Below are 23,331 nucleotides of genomic sequence, written 5' to 3'. Positions count from 1 at the left end.
CGCGGACCCGGTAGGCGATACCACGATGGTACCGCCCGCGCTGCACCAGTCGTGCAGCAGGCGCGACTCAGGCCCGCACCCAGCGTGCGGCCACCCCGATGCCCGCCAGTGCAACGGCCACCAGGCAGAAGGCGAACACCAGGCTGCTGGCCTGCGCCACGAACCCGATGAACGCCGGGCCGGCCAGCACGCCGGCGTAGCCCAGCGTGGTGATCGCCGGAATCGCCAGGCTCTCCGGCATCGCCTTCTGGTTGCCGGCCATCGAGAACAACGCCGGCACCGTGTTGGCGCAGCCCAGCCCGATCAGCGCGTAGCCGAGCAAGGCCAGGGGCAGTAACGTGGCAAAGGTGACCAGTGCGAAACCGCCGGCCGCCACCAGGCTGCCGAGCAGGATGGCGCGGTGCCGCCCCAACGCGGCCACCACACCGTCGCCGACCAGACGGGTCACCGTCATGGCGATGGCGAACGTCATGAAGCCCAGGCCAGCATGCGACGGCGGCACGTGCTGGACCTCGTGCAGGAACACCGCGCTCCAGTCGAGCATGGCGCCCTCGGCCAGGAAGGCCACGAAACACAGCACGCCGATGCCCAGCACCACGCCGTGCGGCACGGCGAACACCGGCGCGCCAGCGGGCGCCTTGTCGCGCCGCCAGTACGGCAGCGAGAAGGCCAACAGCGCGGCCATCACCGCCGCCGCCAGCAGGCACACCAGCCACGGCGGCAGGTGCAGCGCGAGCAGCCCGGTCATCGCCGCGGCGCCCACCGCGCCGCCGATGCTGTAGAAGGCGTGGAAGCCGGACATCATCGGCCGGCCGCTGTCACGCTCGACCATGACCGCCTGGATGTTCATCGTGCAGTCGCACGCGCCCACCCCGGCGCCGAACACGAACAGGGCCAGCCCCAGCGTCCAGGGCGAGGGGGCGATGGCCAGCAGCGGCAGGCTGGCGATCACCATCAACAGCGTGCCGATCATCACTGCACGGCATCCGTGGCGGGCGGCGAAGATGCCGGCCAGCGGCATCGCCAGCAGGGAGCCGGCGCCCAGGCACAGCAGCACCAGGCCCAAGGAGCCCTCGTCCAGCCCTGTGCGGGTCTTGGCGAACGGTACCAGCGGCGCCCAGGCGGCAGTGGCGAAGCCGGGCAGGAAGAAGGCGGCGCGGGTGGCGTGTTGCTCGACGCGGGTACCCGCCAGGGATGCGTGGGTCAGCGTGGACATATCCGGCTCACTCCGCAGCGGCGTGGTGGATGTCGACGCCGCGGCGCGCGAACGCCTCGGCCTGCGCGGGCGGGGCATCGGCCTCCAGCACCAGCACGTCGATCCGTTCGACCGCGCCGATCCGGTGCGATGCCTGTGCGCCCAGTTTTTCGTTGCTGGCCACCACCACGCAGCGGCTGCTGGCGGCGAGCATCGCCCGCTTCAGCGCGGCCTCTTCGCCATCCACGGCCCACAGCCCGGCTTCGGCATCGACCGCACAGGTGCCGACGAAGCACACGTCCACCCGCAACGCGGCGATGGCTTCCAGCGCCTGCGCGCCGACCGCGGCGCCGATCCGCGGATCCAGTCGACCACCGATCAGCGTGACCTCGAACCCGCTGCGCGCCATCAGCAGCAGCGCGATGTCCGGGGCATTGGTGATGACCCGCAGGCCCTGGTTGTCGGGCAGGCAGGCAGCGATGGCACTGTTGGTGGAACCGGCGTCCAGCAGCACCTGCTCACCCGGGCGCACATGCAGGGCCGCTGCACGTGCGAGCGCCTGCTTCTGCTCGCGCTGCAGGGCATGGCGGTCGGCCAGTGGTGGAAATTCCGGGGCCGCCGGCAGCGCGCCGCCATACACCTTGCGGCACAGGCCCTGGCTGGCCAGATCGCGCAGGTCGCGGCGGATCGAGTCTTCGGAGACGCCCATCTGCAACGCAAGCTGGGCGGAGAACACGCGCCCCTGCTGCCGCAGCAGCTGCAGGATGGTCTGTTGGCGTTCGCCGGGGAGGGCTTCGGGGTGCATGGCACGGTGCTCGGGGCGTTCGGGAGAGATGGGAGAAACCACGCACGAACACGCAGGAAATCCCCCAGTCGGAAAGGATAATATACATCACCATGCACTTATGTTGTAGAAGCATGCACATATGGCGGCGTGATTGTGCACGGTGTTGACGGAACCCTCAGTCCGTCCGCAGCAGTTCCGGCTGGATCACCCCGGCCACCCAGTCCATGAACGCGGTCACCCGCTGGGGCAGATGGCGGCGTTGCGCGTACAACAACGTCACCGGCATCGGTTCGGCGGCAAGCGCGGGCAGCACTTCCACCAAGGTGCCGGCGGCCAATGCCTGGCGCACCCCCAGCCGCGGCACCTGGATGATGCCCAGGCCGGCCAGGGCGGCTGCGGTGTACCCCTCGCCACTGTTGACGGTGATCGCGCCGCGCATCGGCAGGCTGCGATAGCCGCCCGCGTCATCGGGGTATTCGAAGCCCGGCGAACGCTGGCCGAGCGTGCCCACGTAGTGGACCAAGGCATGCGCGTGCAGGTCGGCCAGCGTACGCGGCGTGCCGCGCGTGGCCAGGTACGCCGGGCTGGCGCAGTTGACGATCTGCATGTTGCCCAGCGGCCGGGCCACCAGCGTGTTGTCGTCCAGGCCACCCACCCGCAGCACGCAGTCGAAGCCTTCGCGAACGAGGTCGACGCGGCGGTCGGTGCCGCTGAGCTCGATTTCCAGCCCCGGATGCTGCGCAAGGAAGCCGGGCAGGTGCGGGATCACCAGTTGGCGGGCCAGGCCGCTGGACATGTCCACCCGCAGCCGGCCCTTGAGCTGGCTGGTGTCGCGGCGGAACATGCCCTGCAGCTCTTCCATGTCGTCCAGCAGGTCGCGGGCGCGGTGCTGGAACTGCAGGCCGTCGGCGCTCAGCCGTACCCGGCGGGTGGTCCGGTGCAGCAACTGCACGCCCACCTCCGCCTCCAATCGCTGCACGGCCAGCGACACACTGGCCTTGGGCAGGCCCAGGCTGTCGGCCGCGCCGGTGAACGAGCCGAGTTCGGCGACGCGCAGGAAGCTGCGCAGTTGGTCCAGGCGATCCATGGATTGTTCGTCGTTGGTGAACAGTCAAATCAGGATCGCGCGGTTTATGCGGCTACGCAAGATCAATAGGCTGTCCCCACACCCCTACCGCTGGAGAAACATCATGAGCAGCTCCCCCCGTATCGTCCTGGTCACTGGCGGCAGCCGCGGGCTGGGCCGCAACGCCGCACTCGCGCTGGCCGCCGATGGCGCCGATATCGTGATCACCTACCGCAGCCAGGCCGACGCCGCCCGGCAGGTAGTCGCCCAGATCGAAGCGCTCGGCCGCCGTGCCACGGCCTTGCCGCTGGACGTCGCCGACAGCGGCAGCTTCGCCGCGTTCGCCGACCAGCTGCGCGACACCCTGCAGGGGTGGGGCGCCACGCAGTTGCAGGGCCTGCTCAACAACGCCGGCGAAGGTTTGTACGCGAGCATCGCCGAGACCACGCACGAACAGTTCGACCACGCCGTGGCGGTACATCTGAAGGGGCCGTACTTCCTCACCCAGGCGCTGCTGCCGCTGATCGCCGATGGCGGGCGCATCCTCAACGTGTCCAGCGGGCTGGCGCGGTTTTCGCTGGCGGGCAGTTCGGCCTACGCGATGATGAAGGGCGGCATCGAGGTGTTCACCCGCTACCTGGCCAAGGAACTGGGCGCGCGCGGGATCAGCGCCAACACGCTTGCACCGGGCGCGATCGCCACCGATTTCGGCGGCGGCCGTGTGCGCGACGACGAGCATGTCAACGGGATGGTGGCCTCGATCACCGCGCTGGGGCGTGCCGGCCAGCCGGATGACATCGGGCCGGTGGCCGCGGCGCTGTTGTCGCCGTCCACGGCGTGGATCAATGCGCAGCGGGTGGAAGCGTCGGGCGGCATGTTCGTCTGAGTGGCGGGACGTGCGCCCTCGTGCGCACGCCTTGTGGAAGTCGATCGGCTGCAAACGGGTCGCATTCGCAATTCGCGGCTATCATGGCGCTCCTGATTCCCGCGTGCCGAGCCTGATTTGAACGCCACTCCACCGATGACCCCCATGGGTCGCGTCTTCGCCACCGTTGCGTTCATCGAAGCGCTCACCTGGGCCGGCCTGTTGATCGGCATGTACTTCAAGTACCACGCCGCCGATCCCACCCCGATCGGCGTACGCGTGTTCGGGCCGGTGCACGGTGTCGCCTTCATGGTCTACGTGGTGGTGACGGGGCTGGCTGCGGTGCGGCTGCGTTGGCCGTGGTGGGCGGCAGGACTTGCCCTGCTGGCTGCGGTTCCGCCGCTGGTGACGTTGCCGCTGGAGTGGTGGTTCAAGCGGCGCGGGTTGCTGGGCCGTCGGCCCGCGTAACCCTGTCGCCGGGTAGCGCCGACCGTTGGTCGGCTGCACGTATCGGCGCCTCATGGGTGACCGCAGCCGCGACGCCGTTTCGGGGTCATACGTGCAATGCGCGTAGCACCGTTATCGACCATCGTTCGGGAACCGATCCTGCCGGGGTGGGCGAGCGTGTTTTCACGGCCTCACGGTGCCGTGGCGGCCGCCAGTGCTTCACCGATCTGCTTCGGCGACTGATACCCCGCCAGCCGCGCCACTTCGTGACCGTCACGGACCAGCAGCAGGGTCGGAGTCTGGCGCAGTCCCAGGCTGCGGAAGAACGCCTCGCCGATGGTTTCCAGGTGCACCTTGAGCAGCACGATGCCCGCCGCGGTGGGCGAACCGGCGATGCTGGCCAACGACATGTCCAGCATGCGGCAGCCGGGGCAGTTGTCCTTGTGGAAATCCACCAGCACGGTGGGATGGTCGCGCAGGGCGGCGTGGTACGCGTCAGGCGTGGCGGCGTGCAGGGTCTGCATGGGTAGAGGTCTCGATGCGGGCCAACACGGTGTCGGTCCAGTGGTGGATGGCGTGGGTGTCGGCCTGCCCATGCGGCATCTGTTCGATTTCCAGCACCGGGTGCGGCGAGCCGAAGAAGCGCGCCAGCCGGTGCGCGGCGCCGCAGTAGTACTCCGGGCCCCATTGGGTTTCGCCGGTGCCGAACACGGCCACGCCCGGGCCGGGCGGCAACCCGGCGGTGTCGCGCAACGTGGCGACGAAGGCCTTCATCTCCGCCGGGGTACGGCCGGCATTGTCGGTCCAGCAGCCCAGCAGCAGCGCATCGCGTGGCTGCTCCAGTGCGGCGGCGGTGTCGCCGTCCACGTCCAGCAACTGCAGCCGATGACCGAGCGCCTGGCAGCGCGCCGCGACCAGCCGCGCCACCTCGCGCGTGTTGCCGCTCAGCGATGCGTAGGCAAGCAGGATGCGCACGGGCGGTTCACAGGTCGTCGAAGCCGTTGTCCGAATTGGTCTTCTTGTAGCTGGCGTTGCGCATTTCGAAGAAGTCGGTCTTGGTCTCGGTGAAGTTGTCGGCGTAGGCCTTGATCCACGGCATCACGTTGACGTGGGTGTCGCTGTACAGCTTCTCGATGCCGAGCATGCCGGCCATCTTGTTGGCGCGGTATTTCACGTAGCGGATCATTTCGTCCACGTCGATGCCGTCGATACCGTCCAGCACCTCGCTGGTCCAGCGCGTTTCCAGTGCGATGGCATGTTCGAACGCGTCGTGTACGTAGGCGGTGAGCTGGTCGCCCTGAAGCTGCTGGTTCTCGCCGATGATGGCGCGAATCAGTTCGCTGATGAACTTGGTGTGGGCCAGTTCGTCGCGGTTGATGAAGCTGATGATCTTGCCGGTGCCGGTCATGCGGTTCTGGCGGACCAGGTTGTAGAAGAACGCGAACCCGGAATAGAAGTTGATGCCTTCCAGGATCGACGACTGGATCAGCGACCGGATCAGGGTCTCGGCGGTCTTCTCGCGCATGAAGTCGTCGTAGGACTGCATGATCGGCTGGTTGCGCGCCAGGATGGTGGGATGGGTGCGCGCGATCTCGAACACGCGGTTCTGGTCGGCCAGCCCGGCGATGGAGGCCAGCACGTAGCTGTAGCTCTCGTTGTGGATCACTTCCTGCTGGCCGATGATCGCCGCGTTGGCGTGCGCGGCCGGGTCGGTGATGTATTCGGCCACGTTGTAGATGAAGCGGGTCTGCGGGGAGTCGAGCGTGGCAAGTAGGCCGATGATCGAATCGTAGGCGTTCTTTTCGCGCGCATTGAGCTCGCCGTAGCCGCGGGCGTCGCCCTTCATGTCCACTTCGTCGGGGATCCAGAAGTTGGTCGACAGCTCCTTGTAGGCCCGGTAGAAGGACGGGTAGGGGATGTCGTTCCAGTTCAGGATGCCGCTGGTGCGGCCGTTGATGATGCCGGTGGAGCGGTTGGGGTGGCGCGGTTCGAGAATCTTGATGCGTTCGAGCGGTGTTGCCATGGGGGTGTCCTGGTTGTCGGGTTGCGCACGTATCCGTGGTTGACGACCAACGGTCGTCAACTACCGCACCATTCGCATTCGTCGATGTCGATGTCGTTGGAGCGCACGTAGTAGGTGGTTTTCAGGCCTTCGCGCCAGGCGCTCATGTGCAGCGCGAGCAGGGTGCTGGCACGGATGGTGCTGGGCACGTAAAGGTTGAAGCTGATCGACTGGTCCACGTGGCGCTGGCGGCGCGCGTTCTGGCGGATGCTGGCGAACTGGTCCAGCCGGTAGGCGCCCTTTTCGTAGTACGGGTAGGTCTCCAGCGACAGCCCGGGCGCGGCCACGGGGCGGCGGAAGTCCTTCTTTTCCTCGTAGTAGAACGCCCCGTACACCGGGTCGATGGAGGCGCTGGAGCCGGCGATCTGCGCGGTGCTCATGTTGGGCGCAACCGCCAGCAGCCAGCCGTTGCGCAGCCCGTGCACGCTGACCTGCGCGGCCAGTTCCTGCCAGGCCGGGCTGTCGTAGCCACGTGCACGGAAGTACTCGCCGGTCTGCCAGTCGCTGCCCACGAAGGTGCTGTAGCGACCCTTCTCCTCGGCAAGGCGCATGCTGGCTTGGATGGCCAGGTAGTTGATGCGCTCGTACAGGCTGTCGGCATAATCTTCGGCCTGGGGGTCGTTCCAGTCGATCTGCTTCAGCGCCAGCAGGTGGTGCCAGCCGAACGTGCCCAGGCCGATCGCGCGGTATTTGCGGTTGGTGATGGTGGCCTGCGGCACCGGCAGCTGGTTGAGGTCGATCACGTTGTCGAGCATGCGCACCTGGATCGGCACCAGCCGCTCCAGCACATCGCTGGACAGCAGGTCCGGCGCCGCGGTGACCGCACGGCCGAGGTTGATCGAGGACAGGTTGCACACCACGAAATCGCCGGCCTGGCGGGTGGTGACGATCTGGTCGCCACTGATCATCTCCTGCATCAGCCGGGTGGGGCTCATGTTCTGCAGGATCTCGGTGCACAGGTTGCTGGAATACACCTTGCCGGCGTGCTTGTTCGGGTTCATCCGGTTCACTTCGTCCCGGTAGAACATGAACGGATTGCCGGTCTCCAGCTGGCTGACCATGATCCGCTTGAACAGGTCGATGGCCTTGATCGTGCGGCGGCTGATCCGTTCGTCGGCCACCACCTCGGCGTAGCGGTCGCGGAAGCTGCCCTGGCCCCGTTGTTCGTCATGGAAATCCTGCAGGTACCAGCCCTTGATCCGCTTCACCTCGTACGGGTCGAACAGGTACCAGTCACCGCGCCGCTCCACCGCCTCCATGAACAGGTCGGGCAGGCACACCGAGGTGAACACATCGTGCGCACGCAGGCGCTGGTCGCCATTGTTCAGGCGCAGGTCCAGGAAACTCTCGATGTCGCGGTGCCATACATCCAGATACACCGCGATGGCGCCCTTGCGCTGGCCAAGCTGGTCCACGCTGACGGCAGTGTTGTTGAGCTGCTTGATCCACGGCACCACGCCGCCGGACGAATTGGCCACGCCGCGGATCGCCGACCCAGCCGAGCGCACGTAGCCCAGGTATGCGCCCACACCGCCCCCGTGCTTGGACACGCGGGCCACGTCGGTGTTGGAGTCGTAGATGCCCTGCAGGCTGTCGTCCACGGTGTCGATGAAGCACGACGACAGCTGCCCGCCGGTCTTGCCGGCATTGGCCAGGGTGGGCGTGGCCACCGTCATGTACAGGTTGGACAGCGCCCAGTAGGCCTCGCGCACCAGGCGCATGCGCCGGGCGCGGGTGCGGTCGCCGCTGAGGTGCTCGTTCTGTATCAGGTACAGCGCAATGGTGAGCCAGCGCTCCTGCGGCAGTTCGTACACCGCCCGCGACGGGTCGGTGGCCAGGTAGCGGGTGGCCAGCAGGTACAGGCCGTTGTAGGCGAACAACAGGTCGCGCTCGGGCTCGATCATCGTCCCGGCTTCCTCCAGTTCTTCCTTGGAGTAGGCCTTCAGGATGTCGATCGAGTACACGTTGCGGTCGGCCAGGCTTTCCTGCAGCCCCACGTAGGAGCCGTACTTGAGGCTGGCGTCGTAGAAGCGGTTCTTGCTGGCGCGCTTGTACAGGCGGCGCAGGTACAGCCGCGCGGCGAAGTGTTCCCAGTCCGGCGCCACCAGGTCGATGCGCGATTCGGCCTCGCGGATCAGCAGGTCCACCAGTTCGTCGGCGCTGAGCTGTTCCCGTCGATGCACCAGCGCCAGCACGGCGCGCTGGTAATCGGCCAGGTCGAGCTGTGGAAACTCGGCATGCACGGCCTGGATCGAGCGCACCAGGCGGGCCTGCTCGAACGGCATGCGCCGGTTGCCGCCTTCCTTGCTGATCCACACGCCATCGCTGCTGCTGGCGGTGGTGTCGTGGACGGGGGCGGTGCGGGTGAGGGTGCTGTCTTCAGTGCTCATCGTCAGTCCATGCAGTGCGCAGGTGTCGCGTCGCGATGCAGGCATCGCGACGACCGGGCGGGCGTCATGGAGGCAGGGGGATCATCCCCGGAGGGCTCCGGGTAATACGCTCGCTTCCAGGCGCTGTTCGGGTGGTCATGCCGCGTGGCCGGCGAGGCCTGCAGGGGCGTGACGGGGAACCGGGCCTGGCGGAAGCGGGGAGCCGATGAACACAACATAGTGTGGGTCTGCCTCATCGTCAACATCATATGTTGGGGTGAGGCGGTCGTCAGCGTGACCAAACGCCGCAGCCGATCGCGCCCTGGTAGAGCCGACCGTTGGTCGGCTGCGTCGGTGTGCAACGTGTTGCCGCCGTGTGTCTTTCTACGATCAGGCGAACGGCAGCCGACCAACGGTCGGCTCTACCAGTACCCGAGCACCTTCCACCACGCACCGCCGACCACGGCAAACACCAGCAGCTCGAACACGCACATCACGAACCCGACGCGCCACCACGTCCCCAGGCTGACGTAGCCGCTGCCGAAGATGATCGGCGAGGTGCCGGTGGCGTAGTGGGTGAGCGTCATCATGATCGCCGAGCCGGCGGTCATCATCAGCATGAAGGGCACCACGTAGTCGGCCGGAATCAACAGGGCGCCCACGCCGAGGAAAGCCAGCAGCATCGCGCTGATGTGCGCGGTGGTACTGGCGAACAGGTAGTGCGAGAACACGAACGCCAGCACCAGCACCGCGGCGATGGCTTCCCAGCCCATGCCGCTGGCGACGATGGCCCCCTTCATGCCCTCGGAGAACCAGCCGATGACGCCGAGCTTGTTGAGCTGCTCGGCCATCATCACCAGCGCGCCGAACCACACCAGGGTGTCCCAGGCGCTCTTTTCCGACAGCACGTCGTCCCAGTCGATGGTGCCGGTGATGATCAGCACGAACAGGCCGAGGAAGGCGACCACGGTGGGATCCAGCGTCCACGCCGGCCCGAACAGCATCGCCGGCACGTTCGCCCACAGCACCAGCAGCAGGCCGAAGGTGCCCATCATCACCTTCTCCTTCGGCGCCAGCGGCCCCATCCGCGCCAGTTCGGCGCGCGCGTAGTCCACCGCGTTCGGCGTGGCCTTCAACTGCGGGGGTGACAGCAGGTAGATCACCAGTGGCATCAGCAGCAGGCACACCAGACCTGGCACCAGCATGCACAGCGCCCAGGTGGTCCAGGTGAGGTGGAACTGCTGGCCGGTGGCCTTGGCCACGTAATCCACCACCAGCGGGTTGGGCGCGGTGGCGGTGAGGAACATCGCCGAGGTGATCGGGTTGGCGTGGTAGTTCACCAGCGCCAGGTAGGTGCCCACCTTGCCCTCGGTGCCCTTGGCCGGGTCCGAATCGAACGCGTTGGCGATCGAGCGCATCACCGGATGCACGATGCCGCCGCCGCGGGCGGTGTTGCTGGGCGTGAACGGGGCCAGCACCAGCTCGCACACCGCCAGGCCATAGCCAACGCCCAGCGTGCGTTTGCCGAGCAGGGCAATGAACATCAGTCCGATTCTGCTGCCCAACCCGGTCTTCTTCAGGCCGCGCGAGATCAGGATCGCCACCACGATCAGCCAGATCAGCGGGCTGGCGAAACTGCTGAGTGCATCGGTGATGGCGCCCTTGGACGAGGTCGAGGTGACCTGCGACAGCGACACGATGACGATCGCCATCATCGCCATCACCCCGATCGGCATCACCTTGAGGATGATCGCCACGATGGTGGTCAGGAAGATCGCCACCAGTCCCCAGGCCTTGGGCGTGAGCCCGGCCGGGCAGGGCAGCAGCAACAGGGTGACCAGCACCGCCGTGGCAATCAGCGCCGGCACGAGCCGGAACGGCACCGCCCCGTTGAAGTAACGGAACAGGTCCTGCAGTCGCTTGAGCATCGCGGGGTCCTTGCGGCGGGTGCGGAATTACTTGAAAGGCAGCGAGCGCAACTGCTGCAGGCGTTGCAGCGCCAGCTCGGCATGCACCTTTGCGTTGTCGGGGTCGGTCAGTTCGATGGCCATCGGCGATGCGGCGGCCTCACGCGCGGCACGCGCGCGGGCGTCATCCAGGTTTTCGCTGCGCAGGCCCAGGTCGGCCAGCACGATCACCTTGCCCGGCTGCACCTCCACATGCCCGCCCGATACGTACACGTGCAGCGGCGGCTCGGCCCCGACCGGAAACACCGACACCATGCCCTCGCGCAGGGTGGCCAGCAGCGGCGCATGCTGCGCCAGCACGCCGAAACGCCCCTCGCTGCCCGGCAGGCTGATCTCGCGCACGTCGCCGCTCCAGATCTCGCCGGAAAGGCTGATGATCTGCACCGGCAGGCCGTGGGCGATATCGGCCACGATGCCGGGCAGGGCGGTTGTGGGAGGAGATGACGCCATTGCAGAGACCGTGGGGGGGGTGGAGCCAGCTTAGTCGGGTCGGTGTGTGCGCGGGTTGATCGACATCAATGTCCCGCGCGCAGGGGCGCATCCGTGTTGTCCATCGTGCACGGATGAATGCCGCGCCGACGCGGGCAGGAAACTGCGAATGCGACCTGTTATCATTTGAATGGATAGCCACGGCGATCCCCGCATCGTCGAAGCCGATCGATCCGACGCGCCGCCTTGCACGGCTGCGCGCCCTATTCCCTGATTGGCAGTGGTGTTATGCATGAGCGTTCGGTAGTACCCGGCTTGCCGGCCATGGTGTTCGCGGCCCTGACCGGCACCATGGCGATGATGGCCTACGTGGCGGTAGTGGGGCCGGTGGTGCGCCTGCTGGGGCTGGCCGAATGGCATGCCGGCCTGTCGGTCACCGCCGCCGGCGTGCTGTGGATGCTGTCTGCGCGCCGCTGGGGCAGCCTGAGCGACCGCATCGGCCGCAAGCGTGTGCTGCTGATCGCCTTGGCGGCCTACGTCCTGATCTACGTCGCGATGGCGATCTTCGTGGATACCGCGTTGGCCCGCCCACCGGCGCTGTGGCTGTCGGTGCTGGTACTGGTGGGGACGCGGGCGCTGGTGGGGCTGTTCTATGCCGCCGTGCCGCCCACCGCTGCCGCGCTGGTGGCTGACGGTGCCGCGCCGGGGCAACGCGCCTCGGCCATGGCCAAGCTCGGCACCGCCAACGCGCTTGGCATGGTGGTCGGGCCGGCCGCCGCCGGGTGGATCGCTTTCCACCAGTTGTCGCTCACCCTCTATATCGCGGCGTTCCTGCCGTTGCTGGCGCTCGCTGCCATCGCCTGGCGCCTGCCGCCGGATGCGCCGCTGCGCACGGCCGCCACCGGCCCGCGCGCGCGGCTGGGCTGGACCGATGCACGGCTTCGCCTGCCGATCCTGGCGGTTTTCTCGGCCATGGTGTCGGTCACCATCGCGCAGGTCACCGTCGGCTTCTTCGCCATCGACCGCCTGCACCTGTCGCCGGCCGACGGCGCGCGTGCGGCCGGCCTGGCGCTCACCGCGGTGGGTGTTGGGCTGATCCTGGCGCAGGTGCTGGTGATGAAGCTGGTCGGCGTGCCGCCACGGCGCTGGATCGCCCTGGGTGCGCTGGTGTCGGGTATCGGTTTCGCCTCGGTGGCGCTGGTCGGTGCACGGTGGGAACTGCTGCTGGCCTACGCCGTGGCGGCGTTCGGGATGGGCTTCGTGTTTCCCTCGTTCCAGGCGCTCGCCGCCGATTCGGTCCAAGCGCATGAGCAGGGCGCCGCTGCCGGTACCGTGGCCTCGGTGCAGGGCCTGGGCATGGTGATCGGGCCGATGCTGGGCACGCTGTTGTACCAGTGGCGGCCCAGCGCACCCTACCTGTTGGTGGGTGCGCTGCTGCTGGTGCTGTCGGTGGCCGCGGTGCGCCACCGCGATGGAGCGATGGCATGAACGACAGCACGCAGGCACGCGTAGTGCGCGACGACGACAGTGCTGTGGCGGGCGATGCTGCCGTGGCCGCGCCGTTCCTGCTGCGGGCGCCATTGCGCTCGCTGCACACCCAGGGGTGCCGGGCGCGGCTGCCGTCCGGCGGCACCGCCACCCTGGCCGCGCGTGTGGCGGCATTTTTCGCTACGCCGCGCGCCGGCCTGCCGCTGCTCGTCGGCGCGTTGCCGTTCGATCCTGACGGTGACGACGCGCTGCACCAGCCGCAGGCCCTTTCGGACACGGCACTGCCGTCGGCGCCGCCTGCCGCGCGCTTCACCGGTCGCATTGCCGCCGAACCCAGTGCCGCGCAGTACGCGGACGCGGTGGGTGCAGCGCTGCAGCACCTGCAGCAGCCGGCACCGGCGCTGCACAAGGTGGTGCTGGCGCGCAGCCTGCTGCTGCACGGTGCGCATGACGTTGATCCGCACGCGCTGGCCGCGCGCCTGGGCCACGATCCCAGCGTGGCCACGTATCTGGTGTCGCTGCCGGTCGATGCACAGGACCCACCGGCGTGGCTGGTGGGGGCCACCCCCGAGCTGCTGGTGTCGCGTCGCGGCAGCCACGTGCTGTCGCATCCGCTGGCCGGTTCGGCCCGGCGCCATCCCGACCCGGACGAAGACGCACGGGTCGCGCAGGCGCTGCTGGGCTCGGCCAAGGACCACGACGAACACCGTCATGTCGTCGAGGCCATCGTTGCGGCACTCGCGCCGTGGTGCAGTCACATCGACGCCGAACCGCGGCCCTCGCTGCATGCCACCGCCACCATGTGGCACCTGGGCACGCGTATCGAGGCCACGCTGGCCGACGCCCGCACGCCGGTTGCCGCGCTGGTGGCGGCGCTGCATCCCACCCCGGCGGTGTGCGGTACGCCGCGCGCGCTTGCGCTGGCTACCATCCGCACGCTGGAACCGGTGCCGCGCGGCTTCTATGCGGGCGCGGTGGGCTGGACAGATGCCGACGGTGACGGCGACTGGTACGTGGCGATCCGTTGCGCCCGCGTGCAGGGCGCGCAGGTGCGCGTGTACGCCGGCGCGGGCATCGTGGCCGGCTCACAGCCCGCGCTGGAAGTGGCCGAAACAGACGCCAAATTCGGCGCCGTGTTGAACGCCCTGGGCGTCGATGCGCTGCCTTCCATACGCGTTAACGGAGTTGGTTCCTGATGAACGAGAGTGCTTCCCCCGCGCTGGTGCCGTTACGCCAGAGCTGGCCGCCGGCCCTGGTGGCGCGCTATCGCGCCGCTGGCTACTGGCGTGGCGAAACCCTGCCGGGCGTGCTGCGCGAGCGCGCCGTGCAGTTCGCTGATGACATCGCCGTGGTGGGCGGCGAGGTGCGGTTGAGTTACGCAGCCCTCTGGCAGGACGCCGGCCGCATCGGCGCGGGATTGCTGGCGCGCGGTCTGGTGCCGGGTGATCGGGTGGTGGTGCAACTGGGCAATACGCCGGCCTTCGTGACGGTGGTCTGCGGGTTGTTCCGGGCCGGGTTGATCCCCGTGTACGCGCTGCCGGCACACCGCCTCACCGAGGTCAGCCATGTGATGCACAAGGCGCAGGCGCGCGGGTACATTGCCGCGGACAGGCAGGACGGCTTCGACTACCGCGTGCTGGCGCGCGAACTGCAGGCGCTGCTGCCGACGCTGCAGCACGTGCTGATCGTCGGCGATGCCGCCGAGTTCGGCGCGGTAGACAGCCTGCAGGGCGACGCGGCGCTGTTGCCGCCCGATCCGGACCCACAATCGGTGGCGTTCCTGCAGTTGTCGGGCGGCAGCACCGGCTTGTCCAAGCTGATTCCGCGCACCCATGACGACTACATCTATTCGTTCCGCGCCAGCAACGAGATCTGCGGCATCACGCGCGACAGCGTGTACATGGTCGCGCTGCCCGCTGCGCACAACTTCCCGATGAGCTCGCCCGGTTTCCTGGGCGCGCTGTATGCCGGCGCGCGCGTGGTGATGAGCCCGGGCCCCGGGCCCGACGCGGCCTTCCCGCTGATTGCGCGCGAGCGCGTCACCTGCGTGGGCCTGGTGCCACCGTTGGCCTTGCTGTGGGCGCAGGCCGCAGCCACTACGACGCACGACCTGGGCAGCCTGCAGGTGCTGCAGGTGGGCGGCGCCAAGCTGGTGCCAGAAGCGGCGCGACGGGTGATCGACAGCCTGGGCTGCCGCCTGCAGCAGGTGTTCGGCATGGCCGAGGGCCTGGTCAACTACACCCGCCTGCACGATCCGCTGGACGTGGTGGTGGGCACCCAGGGCCGGCCGATCTCGCCCGACGACGAGGTGCTGGTGGTGGACGACCACGGCAACCCGGTCGCCGAAGGCGGCATCGGCCGCCTGCTGACGCGGGGCCCGTACACCATCCGCGCATACCACAACGACCCGGCCGCCAATGCACGGTCCTTCACCGAAGATGGCTACTACCGCACCGGCGACATGGTGCAGCAGTTGCCCGGTGGGTACCTGGTAGTGCAGGGCAGGGCGGGCGACCATATCAACCGGGCCGGTGAAAAGATCTCGGCCGAGGAGATCGAAGATCATCTGCTTGCCCACGCCGACGTATTCGATGCGGCCGTGGTGTCCATGCCGGATGCCTTCCTGGGGGAACGCAGCTGCGCGTTCGTGATTGCGCACGGCACCCCGCCCACCGCCGCCAGCCTCAAGGCCTGGGTGCGCGGACGTGGCCTGGCCGCGTTCAAAGTGCCCGACCAGGTGGTATTCGTGGCGGCCTTCGGCACCACCGCGGTGGGCAAGATCAGCCGCCGCGAACTGCGCGCGCAGTTGCGCGCGCGTTACCTTGAACAGACAGGAGAACCGCGCTGATGGCGCTGCCGAAGATTGCCCCGTATCCGTTGCCGCTGGCCGGTGAACTGCCGCCGCCGCGCGGCCCCTGGGTGCCGCGCACCGAGCGCATGGCGCTGCTGGTGCATGACATGCAGCAGTATTTCCTGGCCGCGTTTGCTGCCGACGCCGCGCCGCTTGCGCCCGCCGTGGCCAACATCGCGCGCCTGCTGGCGCACTGCCGTGCGCGTGACATCCCGGTGTTTTACACCGCCCAACGCGGCAACCAGGACCGCCGTGACCGCGGCCTGCAGGCCGACCTGTGGGGTCCGGGCATGAGCGCCACCGCCGAGCACGAAACCATCGTTGCCGCCGTGGCGCCGGCTCCCGGCGACCACGTGCTGGTGAAGCACCGCTACAGCGCGTTCCAGCGCAGCAACCTCGACACGATGCTGCGCGCACGTGGCCGCGACCAGCTGCTGGTGACCGGCGTGTATGCGCACATCGGCTGCGCGGCGACCGTGACCGAGGCGTTCCAGCGCGACATCGAGGCGTTCATCGCCGCCGATGCAGTGGCCGACTTCTCACGCGCCGACCATGACCTGGCCCTGCACCTGATCGCGCGCACCTGTGGCGTGCCCCTGACCACCGACCAGCTGTTGAAGGCCCTGGCATGAATACTCCCGTACACGATCTCCCGCTTGACCTGGCGCGCATGCGTGCCGACGTGGCCGGCATGCTGGGCGAATCGCCCGAGACCATCGGCGACGACGACAACCTGATCGACCTGGGCCTGGACTCGATGCGGGTGCTGGGCCTGGTGCTGGCCTGGAGCAACACCGGCATCGCGCTGGAGTTCAGCCACCTGGCCGAGCACGCCACGCTGGCCGGCTGGTGGGGCGTGGTGCAGCGGCTGCAGGGCAGCGCTGCCCGCGCATGAAGGCAGGGCAGGGCGCGGACGCAACCGATGCACACGCGCAGACGCACCCGCAGGGCCTGAGCGAAGCGCAGACCGGGCTGTGGTATGCGCAGCGACTGGCCGTTGCGCCGGCGGCATTCAACACCGCCCATGCGCTGTGGATCGACGGCCCGTTGGACGTCCCACGCTTCGTGGCCGCAGCCAATGCCGCCGCGCACGAGGCCGAGGCGCTGGCGCTGCGGATTGCCGACAGCGCCGACGGCATGCCGCAGCAATGGCATGTGTCCGCGCATGTGCCACTGCTGGAGGTGGTGGACCTGTCCGCGCTGCCGGACCCGGTGGCGGCCGCACGCACCGCAATGGACCAGGACCGCCTGCGCGCGGTGGATCCGGCGCGCGACCGGCTGGCACAGCAGCGCCTGTTCGTGCTGCGCGACGCGCGGCATCTCTGGTACCTGCGCGTGCACCACCTGGCGACCGATGGCTACGGCATGGGGCTGTTCAGTGAACGGGTCAGCGCGCTGTATGCCGGCGGGGATGCCGATGCGGCAGCGCTTGCGCCATTGGCACCGGTCCTGGCCGATGACCTCGCCTACCGCCACGGCGAACGCCGCGCCACCGATGCCGCCTACTGGCAGCAGTACATGGCCGGTGCACCGGCCGCCGAGGGCCTGGCGGGCGCCACTGCGCCGGCGGCCGCCGATGCGCTGCGCCACGTCTGCGCGCTGCCTGTGGCGCTGCGCAGCCGGCTGCTCGCGGTGGCCACGCAGATCGGCCAGCCTTGGCCGGACCTGTTGACCACGCTGGGTGCCGAGTACTGCCGCCGCTTCAGTGCCCTCGATGAAGTGGTGCTGGGCGTGCCGTTCATGGGCCGGCTGGGCAATGCCTCCGCGCGCGTGCCGGCGATGGTGATGAATGTGCTGCCGCTGCGCGTGGCCGCCCGCGACGCCCGCCTGGCCGAGGCCGTGCAGGCCACCGCACGCGACCTGTCCCGTGCCCGCCGCCACGGCCGCTATCGTGGCGAACAGCTGCGCCGCGACCTGGGCCTGGTCGGCAGCCAGCACCGTCTGCACGGGCCGATGATCAACGTGCAGCCGTTCTACCGGACGCTGCCGCTGGCGGGCGTGCAGGTGCGGCTGGACGTACTGGGCACCGGCCCGGTGGACGACATCACGTTCGGTTTCCGTGGCGACGGCGCGCACCACCTCGACCTGGAGATCGAGGCGAATCCTGCCCTGTACGATCCCGCACAGATGGACGCGCATGCCGCACGGCTGCTGCACTTCATCGAGGCTGCGCTGGACGTGCATGACCGCGGGTTGCGCATGGACGACGTCGCGCTGGCCACGCCGGCCGAAGCGCAGCGCTACCTGTTCGAGGTGAACGCCACGGCCAGGCCGCTGCCCGATGTCTCACTGGTGACGCTTCTGCTGGACGGCATGCGTGCCAACCCCGATGCCATCGCGCTGGAGTTCGATGGGCAGCGGCTGACCCATGCGCAGCTGGAACAGCGCAGCCGGGCACTGGCACTGCAGTTGCAGGCGATGGGCGTGGGCCGCGAATCCCGTGTGGGGGTGGCGTTGCCGCGCTCGCTGGACCTGGTGATCGGGCTGGTGGCGATCCTGCGCGCCGGCGCAGCCTACCTGCCGGTTGACCTGGCCCATCCGGACCAGCGGCTCGCCCGCATCCTGGCGTCGGCCCAGCCCAGCTGCGTACTGGCCGACGACACGGCGGCAGCGCGCTTTGCCGGGTATCGCGTGCTGGTACCGTCGCAGTGGAGCGCGGGCGATGCCCGCGAGCTGTCCGACAGCGTGCAGCCGCAGGATGCGGCCTACGTCATCTATACCTCCGGCTCCACCGGCGAGCCCAAGGGCGTGCTGGTGGAGCACCGCGCCATCGTCAACCGCCTGCAGTGGATGCGCAGCCATTACCGCATCGACGCCGATGCGCGGATCCTGCAGAAGACGCCGGCCACCTTCGACGTCTCGGTCTGGGAGTTCTTCCTGCCGCTGCTGTGCAGGGCCACGCTGGTGATCGCGCCGCCCGACCTGCACCGCGACCCGCTGGCGCTGGCCGATCTGATCCGCCGCGCCCGGATCAGCATCGTGCATTTCGTTCCGTCGATGCTGGATGCGTTCCTGGCCGTGCCCGCCGCACGCGGCCTGCGGCTGCGCCAGGTATTCACCAGCGGCGAAGCGTTGGAACCGGCCCTGCGCGACCGTTTCCATGCCACCGTCGACGCCGAGCTGCACAATCTGTATGGCCCCACCGAAGCCGCCGTGGATGTGAGCTGGTGGCCAGCGGGCCGCGACGACCGCAGCCGGCCGGTGCCGATCGGCTACCCGGTCTGGAACACCCGCCTGTATGTGCTCGACGCGCGCATGCGGGCGCTGCCGCCGGGCGTGCCCGGCGACCTGTACCTGGGCGGCGTGCAGTTGGCGCGTGGCTACCTGGGCCGCGATGACCTGACTGCCGAGCGCTTCCTCGCCGACCCGCACGTGGCCGGTGAACGGATCTATCGCAGCGGCGACGTGGCGCGCTGGCGTGCCGACGGTGCCGTGGAATACCTCGGGCGTAGTGACCACCAGGTAAAACTGCGCGGGCTGCGCATCGAGCTGGGCGAGATCGATGCCGCGCTGCGCCTGCAGCCCGGCGTGGAACGCGCTGAAACGCTGCTGCGCGAAGACCGCCCCGGCGAGCGGCGGCTGGTGGCGTATGTCTCCGGCGTGGCATTGGACCCGGTGGCGCTGCGCGCCGGCCTGGCCGCACGCGTGCCGGACTACATGGTGCCTGCCGCGCTGGTCGTGGTGGCGCAATGGCCGGTGACGACAAACGGCAAGCTGGACCGTGCCGCGTTGCCCGTGCCAACGCTGGGCACGGTATCGGGCCGCGCGCCCGTCACCGACAGCGAGCGCCAGCTGGCCGCGCTGTTTGCCCAGGCGTTGGGCCTGGATGCCGCGCCCGCCGCCGATGCGGACTTCTTCAGTCTGGGCGGTGACTCGCTGTCAGCGGTGCACCTGCTGCTGGCGATCCAGCAGCACTGGCAGCGCGATCCGGGCCTGGGCGCGGTGTTCGCCCATCCCACGGTGGCCGCACTGGCGAGCGTGCTCGACGCCCCGGAACACGGCACCGACCACGGCCTGTCGCCGATGATCCAGCTGGCGCGCGGCGAGCCGGGCAGGGCACCGCTGTTCGTGGTCCATCCCGCCGGCGGCATTGCCTGGAACTACCGCGACCTGGCCCGTGCGCTGCAGCCGGCTCGCGACGTCCATGGCCTGCAGTCGCCTGCACTGGATGCCGCGCAGCCGCTGCCCGACAGCATCGACGCCCTGGCCGCGGACTATGTGGCGCGCGTGGTGGTCCTGCATCCGAACGGACCGGTGCACCTGCTGGGCTGGTCGGTGGGCGGCATCATCGCCCAGGCCATGGCCGTGCGCCTGCAGGCGCTGGGCCGCAGCGTCGGCGAACTGGTGCTGCTGGATGCCTATCCGAGCGAATGCTGGCGGGCCGAACCCGAGCCGGACCCGATCGCAGCGCTGCGTGCGCTGCTGGCCATCGCCGGGCATGACCCCGACGCCCATCCCGAACTGGACAGCCGCGCGCGCATCATGGCGTTCCTGCGCCGCGGCAACAGCGCACTGGGCAACCTGCCCGAACCGGTGCTGGACGGCGTGGTCCGCGCGGTTACCGGCACCAACCGGTTGATCCGCGCACACCATCACCAGCCGTACCGCGGCGTGCTCAGCCATGTGCGGGCGGGCCGCGACCACGCCGCGCGCCCGTATCTGCAGGCGTCCCTCTGGGCACCGCACGCGGCCACGGTCGAGGCAATCGAGCTGCCGTTCGTGCATGCCGAGCTGACCGGCCGCGATGCCGTCGCACAGATCGCCCCTTGGGTGTCGGCGCGGCTGCAGCGCAGCGACCCCATCCATACCCCTATGCCCGCACAGGAACAGCCCATATGAAACTCAGCGGATTCGACGGCACGCTGGCCGTGGTCACCGGCGCTGCCGGCGGCATCGGCGCGGCGCTGGTGCAGCAGCTGCTGGACAGCGGGTGCGTGGTGGTCGCCACGGACCTTGCAGCGCCCGCGCTGCCGACGCACCCGAACCTGCACGCCAGAGCAGTGGACGTCAGCGATGCGGGTGCCGTGGATGCGCTGGTGAGCTGGGCTGAAACAACACTGGGGCCGGTAGGCTTCGGCATCAACGTTGCCGGTGTGCTGCAGGTGGGCACGGTCGATCAGATCGATGACGCGCACTGGCGCCGCGTGTTCGCGGTCAATACCGACGGCGTGTTCCACCTGTCGCGCGCCCTGGCGCGGGTGATGACGCCACGCGGCAAGGGCGCCATCGTTACCGTCAGTTCCAATGCCGCTGGGGTGCCGCGGCATGGCATGGCCGCCTATGCCGCATCGAAAGCGGCCGCCACCATGTTCACCCGCTGCCTGGGGCTGGAACTGGCCCCCCATGGCATCCGCTGCAACATCGTCGCCCCGGGCTCGACGCTGACCCCGATGCAGACCGGCATGTGGGAGGACGCCGATGGCGCACAGCGCGTGATCGAGGGCAACCTGGACACCTATAAGGCGGGTATTCCACTGCGCAAGCTGGCCAGCCCCGACGATATCGCCCAGGCGGTCATGTTTCTGCTGTCCGACCAGGCCGGCCATATCGCGATGAGCGATCTGTATGTGGACGGGGGCGCCACGTTGCGCGGTTGAGAAGATGCCGGGCAATGCCCGGCTTTGGTCATGCGCGCGTTCGGATGATCTGCAGCCGACCAACGGTCGGCTCTACCGGGGTGGGGCGCCCGATGTCGCCGGGGGCACCGCGATCGTCCGACACCTTGTAGAGCCGGGCTCTGCCCGGCTGCTCTTCGCGCACGGCTCCGGATGCTCCGCAGCCGACCAACGGTCGGCTCCGGGCCGGGCGCGCCCGACATGTCAGGGGGCGTGCGACGTCTCGACGGTCGCACCGCACCGCGGTGGCACGACACCGCGTAGAGCCGGGCTCTGCCCGGCTGCTCTTCGCGCACGGCTTCGGATGCTCTGCAGCCGACCAACGGTCGGCTCTACCGGATGATGTGCAGCCGACCAACGGTCGGCTCTACCGGGCCGGGCGCGCCCGACACGTCCGGGGGCGTGCGACGTCTCGACGGTCGCACCACACCGCGGTGGCACGACACCGCGTAGAGCCGGGCTCTGCCCGGCTGCTCTTCGTGCATGGCTTCGGATGCTCTGCAGCCGACCAACGGTCGGCTCTACCAGGCCGGATCTTCAGCCGACCAACGGTCGGCTCTACCGGGCCAGATCTGCAGCCGACCAACGGTCGGCTCTACCTGTCAGCCCTTCAACCAGCGGTTGCACGCCGCGCCGGCGTCCGCGCCCGGTGCGGCCTTGGCGCACGATTCGCCCATCCGGGCCTGCAACCGGCCCAGCGTTTCAGCGCCATGGTGCGCGCGGCCCCATGCCTGCAGCGTGGTTCCCAGCCGCTCGAAGCGCTGCCGCGTGCGCTGGTGATAGCCGGCCGGCTGCGCGTCCAGTTCGGCGATCACCTGCGCCGTTGCCTGCTCGATGGCCTTGCCATCGCCCGGCGTCAGCCGCACCAGGCCTTCCACATACAACACGCCCCATTGCACCCGCGTGGCCGGCCCCTGCGCGCCCTCGTAGGCCCTGCGCAGCCAGTCCACCGCAGCCGCCTTGTCGCCGCGCGCCTCGGCCAGTTCGGCCAGCTCGGGCATGTAGTAGTACGGCGTCTGGCTGCGGTCCAGCTCGGCCCGCAACAACGCCTCGGCCGCGGCATCATCGCCGGCCTCGCGCAGGACATACACCGCGCTGCTGATAGTGGCCTGGCGCTCGTGCGCGGTCGTGGCCGCTGCATCGGCGGCGGCCACGCGTTCGTGTGCCTTTTCCTGCAGCGTTGGCGGCACGGCGGTGCCCGGATGCTGCTGTTTGAACAGCGCCAACTCGGTGATCACGCTGGACAGCCGCGCATCGGCGGCGTTGTCTTGGCTGGCATCGGCGCGCTCCAATGCTGCCAGCAACTGGGTGCCCAGCTGCTGCGCCTGCTCCGGCGTGGCCGCGGCCCGTGCCACCAGTGCGGGCCCTTGGTAGCCCAGCAGGTCGCGGTTGGCACGCACTTCGGCCGGCGCGGCCAGTACCGTGGTCAGCAGGGTGCGGGTTGCCGCGCGTTCCGCCGCATTGGGCGCAGGCGCATCTTTCCCGCTGCTGCCGGCGCCCAGCGCCAGCAGCCCGAAACGACGTTGCAGGGCCGGGTCCGGCGCGGAGGCGGCCAGCTGCCGCAGCAGCGCCACCGGATCGCGTTGGCCGGCCAGACGATTGGCGTCCACCTCCCAGCCGTAATCACCCAGCACCCGCCAATCGTCCTCGGAGACGCGCTGCGGCGACACCACCGCCACCCGCAGCACGTCGGCCACGGCGGTGCGCCGGTTCACCGCCAGGCGCAGCGCCCGGGTCAGTTCGGCGCTGTCGTTGCCGCCGGCCAGCCGGGTGATTTCGTGGCGCTGCGGGTCCAGTACGATCAGCGTGGGGTAGCCGCGCACGCCGAACTGCTCGCCCAGTGCCTGGGCACCTTCCGAGTCGCCATCCAGGTACACCGGCACGTACTGCCGGGTCAGCGCGATGAATGCCGGGTCACGGAACAGGGTGGCCTTGAGCTTGTTGCACGGCGGGCACCACACCGCGCCCCAGTACAGCAGCACCGGCTTGCCGCTCTGCTGCGCATCGGCAAACGCGTCTTCGACATCACCGTGCCGCCAGGCGATTTCCTCGGCAACGGGCGCGGCCTGCGCACTGGCCACCGGGCTGGCGGACGGGGCCTGCTGGCAGGCGGCAAGTGCGGCGCACACGGCAAGCAGAGTGAAGGGCAGGGCAGCACGCATGGTCAGCATCCACGGCAGGAAGGGGAGC

General features: G+C 69.1%; 19 protein-coding genes. 9 read left to right on the top strand and 10 right to left on the bottom strand.

The window, feature by feature from the left end; translation table 11 throughout:
- Positions 1-67: 67 nt before the first annotated feature.
- The 3 genes from GQ674_RS09430 to GQ674_RS09420 form a co-directional block, all read right to left on the bottom strand.
- On the bottom strand, positions 68-1,216 hold the full coding sequence (locus GQ674_RS09430; protein WP_159496851.1) for an MFS transporter: 1,149 nt from the start codon (positions 1,214-1,216) through the stop codon (positions 68-70).
- A gap of 7 nt (positions 1,217-1,223) precedes the next feature.
- Positions 1,224-2,000 (bottom strand): DeoR/GlpR family DNA-binding transcription regulator, encoded by a 777-nt coding sequence (locus tag GQ674_RS09425; protein ID WP_159496850.1) that lies wholly within the window; start codon positions 1,998-2,000, stop codon positions 1,224-1,226.
- A 157-nt stretch (positions 2,001-2,157) separates the two neighbouring features.
- Positions 2,158-3,069, bottom strand: a complete 912-nt coding sequence (locus GQ674_RS09420; protein WP_159496849.1) for a LysR family transcriptional regulator — start codon at positions 3,067-3,069, stop codon at positions 2,158-2,160.
- A 103-nt stretch (positions 3,070-3,172) separates the two neighbouring features.
- On the opposite strand from GQ674_RS09420, the gene GQ674_RS09415 reads away from it, so the two are divergent.
- Complete coding sequence (locus GQ674_RS09415) at positions 3,173-3,934, top strand: SDR family oxidoreductase (RefSeq protein WP_159496848.1); 762 nt, start codon at positions 3,173-3,175, stop codon at positions 3,932-3,934.
- Between the two features lie 135 nt (positions 3,935-4,069).
- Positions 4,070-4,381, top strand: a complete 312-nt coding sequence (locus GQ674_RS09410; protein WP_159496847.1) for a DUF3817 domain-containing protein — start codon at positions 4,070-4,072, stop codon at positions 4,379-4,381.
- 170 nt (positions 4,382-4,551) lie between these two features.
- Here the strand turns inward: GQ674_RS09410 and GQ674_RS09405 are convergent, their stop codons facing one another.
- The 6 genes from GQ674_RS09405 to atpC form a co-directional block, all read right to left on the bottom strand.
- Positions 4,552-4,884 (bottom strand): thioredoxin family protein, encoded by a 333-nt coding sequence (locus GQ674_RS09405; protein ID WP_159496846.1) that lies wholly within the window; start codon positions 4,882-4,884, stop codon positions 4,552-4,554.
- The gene (locus GQ674_RS09400; protein WP_159496845.1) at positions 4,856-5,335 is read right to left on the bottom strand and encodes a flavodoxin; all 480 of its coding nucleotides are present in this window, start codon (positions 5,333-5,335) and stop codon (positions 4,856-4,858) included. Before GQ674_RS09400 ends, GQ674_RS09405 begins: the two co-directional genes overlap by 29 nt.
- A gap of 7 nt (positions 5,336-5,342) precedes the next feature.
- Positions 5,343-6,383: a ribonucleotide-diphosphate reductase subunit beta gene (locus tag GQ674_RS09395; RefSeq protein WP_159496844.1), complete on the bottom strand. Its 1,041-nt coding sequence runs from the start codon at positions 6,381-6,383 to the stop codon at positions 5,343-5,345.
- A 56-nt stretch (positions 6,384-6,439) separates the two neighbouring features.
- A complete protein-coding gene (locus GQ674_RS09390; protein ID WP_236546242.1) occupies positions 6,440-8,812 on the bottom strand; it encodes a ribonucleoside-diphosphate reductase subunit alpha in 2,373 nt (790 codons plus the stop codon).
- A gap of 401 nt (positions 8,813-9,213) precedes the next feature.
- A complete protein-coding gene (locus tag GQ674_RS09385; RefSeq protein ID WP_159496842.1) occupies positions 9,214-10,719 on the bottom strand; it encodes a DASS family sodium-coupled anion symporter in 1,506 nt (501 codons plus the stop codon).
- A 27-nt stretch (positions 10,720-10,746) separates the two neighbouring features.
- Positions 10,747-11,208: an ATP synthase F1 subunit epsilon gene (gene atpC, locus GQ674_RS09380; protein ID WP_159496841.1), complete on the bottom strand. Its 462-nt coding sequence runs from the start codon at positions 11,206-11,208 to the stop codon at positions 10,747-10,749.
- Positions 11,209-11,475: 267 nt separating this feature from the next.
- Here atpC and GQ674_RS09375 point away from each other — a divergent pair, with 267 nt between their 5' ends.
- The 7 genes from GQ674_RS09375 to GQ674_RS09345 are packed head-to-tail and all read left to right on the top strand — an operon-like array spanning position 11,476 to position 21,123.
- The gene (locus tag GQ674_RS09375) at positions 11,476-12,675 is read left to right on the top strand and encodes an MFS transporter (RefSeq protein WP_159496840.1); all 1,200 of its coding nucleotides are present in this window, start codon (positions 11,476-11,478) and stop codon (positions 12,673-12,675) included.
- Positions 12,672-13,871, top strand: a complete 1,200-nt coding sequence (locus GQ674_RS09370; protein ID WP_159496839.1) for an isochorismate synthase — start codon at positions 12,672-12,674, stop codon at positions 13,869-13,871. The genes GQ674_RS09375 and GQ674_RS09370 overlap by 4 nt, the downstream gene beginning before the upstream one ends.
- Positions 13,871-15,523, top strand: coding sequence for an AMP-binding protein (locus GQ674_RS09365; protein ID WP_159496838.1), 1,653 nt, complete (start codon positions 13,871-13,873; stop codon positions 15,521-15,523). The genes GQ674_RS09370 and GQ674_RS09365 overlap by 1 nt, the downstream gene beginning before the upstream one ends.
- A complete protein-coding gene (locus GQ674_RS09360; protein WP_159496837.1) occupies positions 15,523-16,158 on the top strand; it encodes an isochorismatase family protein in 636 nt (211 codons plus the stop codon). The genes GQ674_RS09365 and GQ674_RS09360 overlap by 1 nt, the downstream gene beginning before the upstream one ends.
- Complete coding sequence (locus tag GQ674_RS09355) at positions 16,155-16,421, top strand: phosphopantetheine-binding protein (RefSeq protein ID WP_159496836.1); 267 nt, start codon at positions 16,155-16,157, stop codon at positions 16,419-16,421. Before GQ674_RS09360 ends, GQ674_RS09355 begins: the two co-directional genes overlap by 4 nt.
- Entirely contained in the window at positions 16,418-20,365 is a 3,948-nt protein-coding gene (locus GQ674_RS09350) for a non-ribosomal peptide synthetase (protein ID WP_159496835.1), read from the top strand. Before GQ674_RS09355 ends, GQ674_RS09350 begins: the two co-directional genes overlap by 4 nt.
- Complete coding sequence (locus GQ674_RS09345) at positions 20,362-21,123, top strand: 2,3-dihydro-2,3-dihydroxybenzoate dehydrogenase (RefSeq protein ID WP_159496834.1); 762 nt, start codon at positions 20,362-20,364, stop codon at positions 21,121-21,123. Before GQ674_RS09350 ends, GQ674_RS09345 begins: the two co-directional genes overlap by 4 nt.
- Before the next feature lie 620 nt (positions 21,124-21,743).
- On the opposite strand, the gene GQ674_RS09340 is transcribed toward GQ674_RS09345, so the two are convergent.
- Complete coding sequence (locus tag GQ674_RS09340) at positions 21,744-23,312, bottom strand: thioredoxin family protein (protein ID WP_159496833.1); 1,569 nt, start codon at positions 23,310-23,312, stop codon at positions 21,744-21,746.
- Between the last annotated feature and the right edge of the window lie 19 nt (positions 23,313-23,331).

The organism is Stenotrophomonas sp. 364, assembly GCF_009832905.1.
In the GTDB taxonomy this organism is placed as follows: Bacteria; Pseudomonadota; Gammaproteobacteria; order Xanthomonadales; family Xanthomonadaceae; genus Stenotrophomonas; species Stenotrophomonas maltophilia_AP.
The sequence above is the reverse complement of the archived record's forward strand: the minus strand, read 5'-3'. Positions and strand labels throughout refer to the sequence as shown.

Coding starts and splice junctions, on each gene's coding strand:
- GQ674_RS09430 (WP_159496851.1), bottom strand. CDS start 1,216: ATGTCCACGCTGACCCACGCATCCCTGGCGGGTACCCGCGTCGAGCAA.
- GQ674_RS09425 (WP_159496850.1), bottom strand. CDS start 2,000: ATGCACCCCGAAGCCCTCCCCGGCGAACGCCAACAGACCATCCTGCAG.
- GQ674_RS09420 (WP_159496849.1), bottom strand. CDS start 3,069: ATGGATCGCCTGGACCAACTGCGCAGCTTCCTGCGCGTCGCCGAACTC.
- GQ674_RS09415 (WP_159496848.1), top strand. CDS start 3,173: ATGAGCAGCTCCCCCCGTATCGTCCTGGTCACTGGCGGCAGCCGCGGG.
- GQ674_RS09410 (WP_159496847.1), top strand. CDS start 4,070: ATGACCCCCATGGGTCGCGTCTTCGCCACCGTTGCGTTCATCGAAGCG.
- GQ674_RS09405 (WP_159496846.1), bottom strand. CDS start 4,884: ATGCAGACCCTGCACGCCGCCACGCCTGACGCGTACCACGCCGCCCTG.
- GQ674_RS09395 (WP_159496844.1), bottom strand. CDS start 6,383: ATGGCAACACCGCTCGAACGCATCAAGATTCTCGAACCGCGCCACCCC.
- GQ674_RS09390 (WP_236546242.1), bottom strand. CDS start 8,812: ATGAGCACTGAAGACAGCACCCTCACCCGCACCGCCCCCGTCCACGAC.
- GQ674_RS09385 (WP_159496842.1), bottom strand. CDS start 10,719: ATGCTCAAGCGACTGCAGGACCTGTTCCGTTACTTCAACGGGGCGGTG.
- atpC (WP_159496841.1), bottom strand. CDS start 11,208: ATGGCGTCATCTCCTCCCACAACCGCCCTGCCCGGCATCGTGGCCGAT.
- GQ674_RS09375 (WP_159496840.1), top strand. CDS start 11,476: ATGCATGAGCGTTCGGTAGTACCCGGCTTGCCGGCCATGGTGTTCGCG.
- GQ674_RS09370 (WP_159496839.1), top strand. CDS start 12,672: ATGAACGACAGCACGCAGGCACGCGTAGTGCGCGACGACGACAGTGCT.
- GQ674_RS09365 (WP_159496838.1), top strand. CDS start 13,871: ATGAACGAGAGTGCTTCCCCCGCGCTGGTGCCGTTACGCCAGAGCTGG.
- GQ674_RS09360 (WP_159496837.1), top strand. CDS start 15,523: ATGGCGCTGCCGAAGATTGCCCCGTATCCGTTGCCGCTGGCCGGTGAA.
- GQ674_RS09355 (WP_159496836.1), top strand. CDS start 16,155: ATGAATACTCCCGTACACGATCTCCCGCTTGACCTGGCGCGCATGCGT.
- GQ674_RS09350 (WP_159496835.1), top strand. CDS start 16,418: ATGAAGGCAGGGCAGGGCGCGGACGCAACCGATGCACACGCGCAGACG.
- GQ674_RS09345 (WP_159496834.1), top strand. CDS start 20,362: ATGAAACTCAGCGGATTCGACGGCACGCTGGCCGTGGTCACCGGCGCT.
- GQ674_RS09340 (WP_159496833.1), bottom strand. CDS start 23,312: ATGCTGACCATGCGTGCTGCCCTGCCCTTCACTCTGCTTGCCGTGTGC.